This window comes from Kitasatospora sp. NPDC004240 (genome assembly GCF_053603215.1).
This window is the reverse complement of the sequence record NZ_JBSGFD010000077.1, coordinates 32,511-38,935: the sequence shown is the minus strand read 5'-3', so window position 1 is coordinate 38,935 and position 6,425 is coordinate 32,511. Positions and strand designations below refer to the sequence as shown.

General features: G+C 68.9%; 2 protein-coding genes and 1 pseudogene. 2 read left to right on the top strand and 1 reads right to left on the bottom strand.

Annotated elements, in window-relative coordinates; all coding sequences use genetic code 11:
* Positions 1–564 (bottom strand): annotated as a pseudogene (locus ACWEQL_RS21715) (hypothetical protein); the annotation flags it as partial.
* 1,030 nt (positions 565–1,594) lie between these two features.
* Between ACWEQL_RS21715 and ACWEQL_RS21710 the strand changes: the two are divergent.
* Together ACWEQL_RS21710 and ACWEQL_RS21705 are read left to right on the top strand one after the other, a co-directional pair.
* Positions 1,595–2,464, top strand: a complete 870-nt coding sequence (locus ACWEQL_RS21710; RefSeq protein ID WP_452151923.1) for a hypothetical protein — start codon at positions 1,595–1,597, stop codon at positions 2,462–2,464.
* A gap of 141 nt (positions 2,465–2,605) precedes the next feature.
* The coding region (locus tag ACWEQL_RS21705; RefSeq protein ID WP_452151922.1) for an AAA family ATPase at positions 2,606–6,425 on the top strand (3,820 nt) is incomplete at its 3' end.

Sequence of the window (6,425 nt, the reverse complement as noted above, 5' to 3'; positions counted from 1 at the left end):
CCCGGCCGCTCCCGGCTCCGGGGCGGAAGCGGCGGCCGGTGCGGCCGGTGCGGCGGCGGGCCGGCCGGACCGCCGCGAGGAACCAGCCCCGCGTACGGCCCCGCGCGGGGCGCTGCCGGAGCGGGCCGGACCCGGCGCGGGCGCGGCGCCGGCGGCCGTGCCCACCACGCCGGCGGTCGCGCCCTCGGTGGTGCCGGCGCTCCCTGCGGGAGCCGGCGGGGCGTCACCCGCCGGGACCGGACCAGCGTCCACAGCCGAGGCCGGGTCAGTGGCCAGGGTGTCTCCGGCGGCGGGCCGGCCGGACCGCCGTGAGGAGTCGGCCCCGCGCGGGGAGCTGCCGGAGCGGGCCGGAGCGGGCGCAGCGCCCTCGGCCGTGCCCACCGCGCCGTCGCCCCCTGCAGCCGGGACGAGCGGGTCCTCGCCGGCCAGGGCCGGACCGGCGGCCGGGGCGCTCTCGGCGGCGGGCACGGGCACGGCCGGACCGGCCCCGGGGGCGGGCGCGGTGTCCGGCCCGGCCGGGCCCGTGGCCTCCCCCGGCGGGACCTCGTGGGCACCGCGCGCCACACCGGCATCACCACGACGGCCACCGGCAGCGGCGCGGGAGGAACCCGAACGAGAAGAGGACACCAGGCACTCCAGACACAGAAGGGCACACGAGGAGACAACAACCGGGAACGACCGGCCCCGGTACCGGGGGGCCGACAACACCCCGGCCCGGAACGGGCCGGGGAAACAGACAGCGGGCCCGCCCCGGCACGGCCCGGCACGGCCCGGCACGGCGCGGCGGTGGCCGGAGACCGACCGGCCGCAACGGCCGCAACGGCCGGACAGGCCCCGCCGGCCAGCCACCGGCACCACCCGGGACGCAGCACGGCCCGGACAACAAGCCACCCCACACCCACACGCAAGGTGTAACGCTGGCCGTCAGTCTAGCCACACCGGTACACACCCGGAACGGATTGTTGTAACGAGAACGAGTGAAAGCATGCCACCCAGGACCCGGGTGGCACACAGGCCGGAAGCGGACAGACGGAAGCGGGCGGGCGCGGCAGCGGCAGCGGCAGCGGGACGGCACGTGGCGGACCGGCACCCGAAACCGACGGAATGACGCGGGGCCCGGCGGGAGGCGGGCGGCCGAAGGTGAGCAGCGGCGGCCAGGAGAGATCACTCCCCCGCCACCCGGCACCCGGCAGGCCCGACGGCAGACGGAAGCAGACGGAAGCGGGTGGGGCCGGGCCCGGCCAGGAGAGATCACTCCCCCGGCACCCGGCGGGGCACGGCAGGCCCCCGGGGCACGGCCTGGCGCGCGGCGGACCGGGCCGACGCGGGCGGCGGGGCCGGAACGGCCCGACGGGAGGCGGACGGCGACCCCGGGGAGGGGCGGCAGGACGTGCCAGCGGCCGCGACGGGCGCGGCTGGCGGAGGCGGCGCGGACGGCGGCTGGGAGCGCAGCGGGGACGGACAGGCGGACGGACAGCCGCGGCGGGCGGCGCGGACGGCCGGGCACGGGGGCTGCGAGAGGGGTAGCCCCGCGGATCGTGGCCCAGTCGCCATCGCAGGCCACAGCCACGATCATTGGCCATAGGAGGCCGCGATGACACAGGTCGTCCTCGTGCATGGGATCTTCAACTACGTCCCCAACGCGACACCGGAACAGGCTGCGGCGACCAAAGTGGCGGGCTGTCAGCCGAAGCTGGCCGACAGCCTTGCACGGTTGTCCGTGAAGGTGCCGAAGGTGGAGATGGCCTATTACGCGGATTTGCTCCGCCCAGAACTCCCGGAGCAGGCCCAGTCCGCTTGGGACGACGCGGTTTTCGAAGGTCTCAGCCCAGCGAAGCAGGCAGAGGTGGCGGAGTGGCTGATCACGGCCGGGGCCACAATGCCGGAAGATCCGCAGAACGTGGGGCTGGCGCCACTGCGGCAGATGCTCGGTTGGGTGGTCGACAAGCGCGGCGGCGGTCGTCTCTCCGCAGCACTGCGGGAGCAGACGATCGGTCTCCTGGAGCGTGCCATCGTGGTGAATTCGCGTGAGGTTGAGGCCTACACCGCCTGGCCGGATCGGCGGCGAAAAGTACGCGCTCGGGTTGAGAAGGTGATCCGGCGGGAGAAGCCAGCGGTAGTGATCGCGCACTCACTGGGCTCCTACGTCGCCTACGAGACGTTGTGCGCCTCGGAACTGGAAGTGGAGCTGTTCGTAACGGTGGGGTCGCCACTGGCGATTCCGTCGCTGGCCCGACGATTGGACCCGGCGTTGAGGGCGGGGCGCGGGGCCAGGCCGGCAGGTGTGCAGCGGTGGGTGAACATCGCCGACGTCGGCGATGTGGTGGCGATCCCACCCAAACTCGGTGAGATGTTTCCGGTCGACGCGGACGAGACCTGCGACAACGGAGTGGGGTTCCACGGATTTGGCGGGTATCTCGCGAATGGCTTGGTGGCTGCCTGCATCGCCCCATATCTTTCCTGATTTATCGCCAGAATCTGTCACCAGATCCTTAGCCCGGCGATCTCAGGGAAGCCCCGGGCATGCCCGGCACGACGCACGGCCCGTCCTGCGGTGGCGTTGCTGCGGGTGGCGGTCGCCCGGGGAGCAAGGGTAGGAGGTCCCATGGTCAGGGCGCTCGTAGCAGGGGTCGGAGAGTTTCCCGAGCGGGATCTGAGCGAAAAGAAGCAAGCCAGGGGAATCGTCGTCTTCAGATCGCTGCCGGCCGTCACGGAGGCCGTGCAGGATCTGACCTCCGCCCTGGAACGGGCTGGCGCTGAGACTGGCGATCCCTTGCTGGAATGCACCAAAAAAATATTCAAGCGCGCCTGGAAGAAACTGCGTGACCATGGTCGCCGCGGGGAATCAGTGGTCGTACATTTCGCTGGCCACGGCTACAAATCGAAAAGTGGCATCCTGTATCTGGCTGCAAGCGGCGCCGATACTCGCCGGCTCACCAGGACCTGTGTAAGCGTTGGCAAGCTCCTGGAGGGGGCCGAGGAGAGCGAGCGACCAGTGCTGTTCTTGCTGGACGTATGCGGGGCCGGACAGGCCATCGTCCAGCAGCAACTCGCCGAACTTGCCGCCCGTCGCCCACAGAGCGCGGCGCGAAACGTGTGGATCATCGGAGCCTGCGCCAAGGACGACATCACGTACGGCGCCCGCTTTACCACCGCCACCGCAGAAATCCTGCATCAACTTGCGGACGGTGACCTCGACATCGACCCGACCCAGGAATACGTGCCCATCACCACTCTCGCTGAAGCAATCGACCGTCAGCTCGCCCACACCGACGCCGCCGCCGGACATCCCCGCCAGCACGTTGTCCGCAGCCCGCACGTCCATGCCACCCCCCAGTCCGCACCGTTCTTTCCGAACCGTGCCTACTCCCTCGATCCTCGTTCCCGGCTCCTGGCAGGCATGGACCAGAGGCTGCGCGACTTCGCCCTCGCCTGCTCACCTGGCCTGGACCCGCTGCATTTCGCCACCCGCGCAGCCGGCGAGCCCCACGCGCGCGACATCCTCTTCTCCGGCCGTACTTCCCAACTCCAGAAGATCCAGGATTGGACGAACCGGTCCAGCACAGAGCCGGAGCACAGGTTGCTGGTTGTCACCGGCAGCCCTGGGATCGGCAAGTCCGCACTCCTCGGCGTAACTACCTGCCTGCTCCACCCTGAACTCAAAGAGATCGGTGACCGTGTCGCCAGATTCGTCGAAGACTTCTACCCCCGCCAACCGGCGACCGTACTCGCCATCCACGCCCGTCAGCTCACTCTCCAGCAGATCACCGAGTCACTGCGGGGCCAGCTCCGCCAGCAGCGCAATGGCAAAGCAGTTAGCGCCGAAGCTCACGAGTCGTCGCCGCAATCGAACGATCGGGGCCAGGCAGCCGCGACGGCACTGGTACGTGACCTTCGGGAGGTCAGCGATGTTCTGGTGATCCTGGACGCTCTCGACGAGGCGGAAGACCCCGTCAGCGTTCTCAACGAACTTCTCCTGCCTCTGGCCGCCGCTGTGGGGAAGGAGGGGACCGGTTGCCGCGTCATCATCGGCACCAGACCCTGGTGGGATACCCTGCCTGCCTTGCATGCATACCTGAATGAGCACCCTGCAGCGGAACTGAATCTCGATCCCGCCGACGACGATGGCCTCCGCGCCCTTGTCGACGATCTCGACATCTACCTTCGCAAGCTTCTCCGCCCGCGCAGCCCGGATGATCGCGATCACGTGCACACCATCGCCGACCGGCTGGCCAAATTCAGCGACCACGGAGCTTTCCTTGTCGCAGCCGTGTACGCCAACTACATCACCACCAGCCCCGAACGCACTCCGGCCGAGCCGCCCCGCACCGTCACTGAGGTCTTCGACCTCCACGTCGAGGCCCTCGCCGCCACGGAGCCGTGGATCCGTCCCGTCCTGACCGTCCTGGGGCAGGCCCGCGGGCAGGGCATGCCCCTCGATCTCATCCACGAGGCCGCCCTCGCCCACGATCCCCCCGCTCCCGGCCAGCGGACACCCCAGCGCGCCGACACCCGCCGTGCTCTCGCAAAAGCCGACTTCTACCTGCGATCCACTCCGGAAACCGACCACTGTCTCCTCTATCGCTACTTCCACCAGGCGCTCACCGACCACACCCACCGTCTCACCAGTCCTGCGACCGTCTACGCTGCGCTACTCGACACTGTCCCGCGCACACCGGGCGGCTTCCCGGACTGGTCCCGGGCGCGCCCATACCTCCTGCGCCACGCCGTCGACCACGCTGTCGCCGTCGATCACACCGCATTCGATCAACTCATCCGGGACCCCAGTTACCTCATCCACGCGGAGCCCGACAACCTCACGGCCTACTTGCATCATGCCGTGAGCGAAGAAGCAGTCCTCTGCGCCCATATTTACCGCAGTACAACCGCCCACCACAGTGAGCGCCACCGCACCGCCGTGCGCCGTGACCTGCTAGCCCTCGACGCCGCCAGCTGGCGACGATCCGACCTCGCTCACGCCTTCGCGGCCACGGCTGTCGACGGCCAGCCCGCTCTCGCCGAACCACTGTGGTCTACCAACCGAACCGCCCACCCTGCCCGCCGACACACCCTCCAAGGCCACACTCAGGCAGTGAACCAGGTCACCGCCTTGGTCCTACCCGACGACACCCCCGTAGCCATCACTACCGGCGCCGACCAGACCGCCATCGTCTGGAACCTCAACACCGGCCGTCGTCGGCACACCCTCCGGGGCCACACCGACTCGGTGAACCAGGTCACCGCCTTGGTCCTACCCGACGACACCCCCGTAGCCATCACCACAAGCCACGACAGCACGGCCATCGTCTGGGACCTGACCACCGGCCGACGCCGCCACACTCTCCAGGGCCACACCGGATGGGTGAACCAGGTCACCGCCCAGGTCCTACGCGACGGCACGCCCGTAGCCATCACTACCGGCGCCGACCGGACCGCCATCGTCTGGAACCTCAACACCGGCCGTCGTCGGCACACCCTCCGGGGCCACACCGACTCGGTGAATCATGTTGCTGCTCTGGCTCTGCCCTACGACTTCCCGGTAGTCATCACTGCGAGTCACGACAGCACGGCCATCGTCTGGGACCTGAGCACCGGTCAACGTCGGCTCATCCTTCAAGGCCACACTCGCGCGATGCACCAAGTCACCGCCTTGGTCCTGCCCGACGGCACGCCTGTAGCCATCACCACCAACGGCGACAGCACGGCCACCGTCTGGGACCTCGAAACCGGCCGTCCCCGACACATGCTGCGATTCCACTCCGACAGTCGGATCCCCGTTGGCACTTCGGTCATGCCCGACGGCACCCCAATCGCCGTTACCATTGGCACCGAATACGAAGCGGCCGTCTGGAACCTAGTCACAGGCAAATTCATTCACCACCTCCCCCGCGAAACCAGCTCCGTGCGCGCATTCTCTACTCTCGTTCTTCCCGATACCACGCCGGTGGCCATCACCGTGGGCGACCGAAAAGTCACTGTCTGGGATCTGGCTGCAGGGCTTCGCACGCACACCTTTCTGGGCCACACCAGCTGGGTGAACCAGGTCACCACCTTGGTCCTGCCCGACATCACCCCTCTAGCTGTCACCGTGAGTGATGACAGCACCGCCATCGTCTGGGACTTGACCACCGGCCAGCGTCGGCACACCTTTGAAGGCCACACCGACTCGGTGAACCAGGTTGCCGCCCTGGCTCTGGACTACGCCTCCCCCATAGCCATCACTGCGAGCAGCGACGGGACCGCCATCGTCTGGGACCTTGCTACTGGCCAACGTCGACACACTCACCAGGCCCGCCACGAACTGACCTCCGTTGCCGTCCTGGGCCTGTCTGACGACCCCCCCGTAGCCATCACTGCGAGTAGCGACGGGACCGCCGACGCCTGGAACCCCTTGACCGGCGAGCACCGATGCACGCTGCAAGGCC

Coding starts and splice junctions, on each gene's coding strand:
- ACWEQL_RS21710 (WP_452151923.1), top strand. CDS start 1,595: ATGACACAGGTCGTCCTCGTGCATGGGATCTTCAACTACGTCCCCAAC.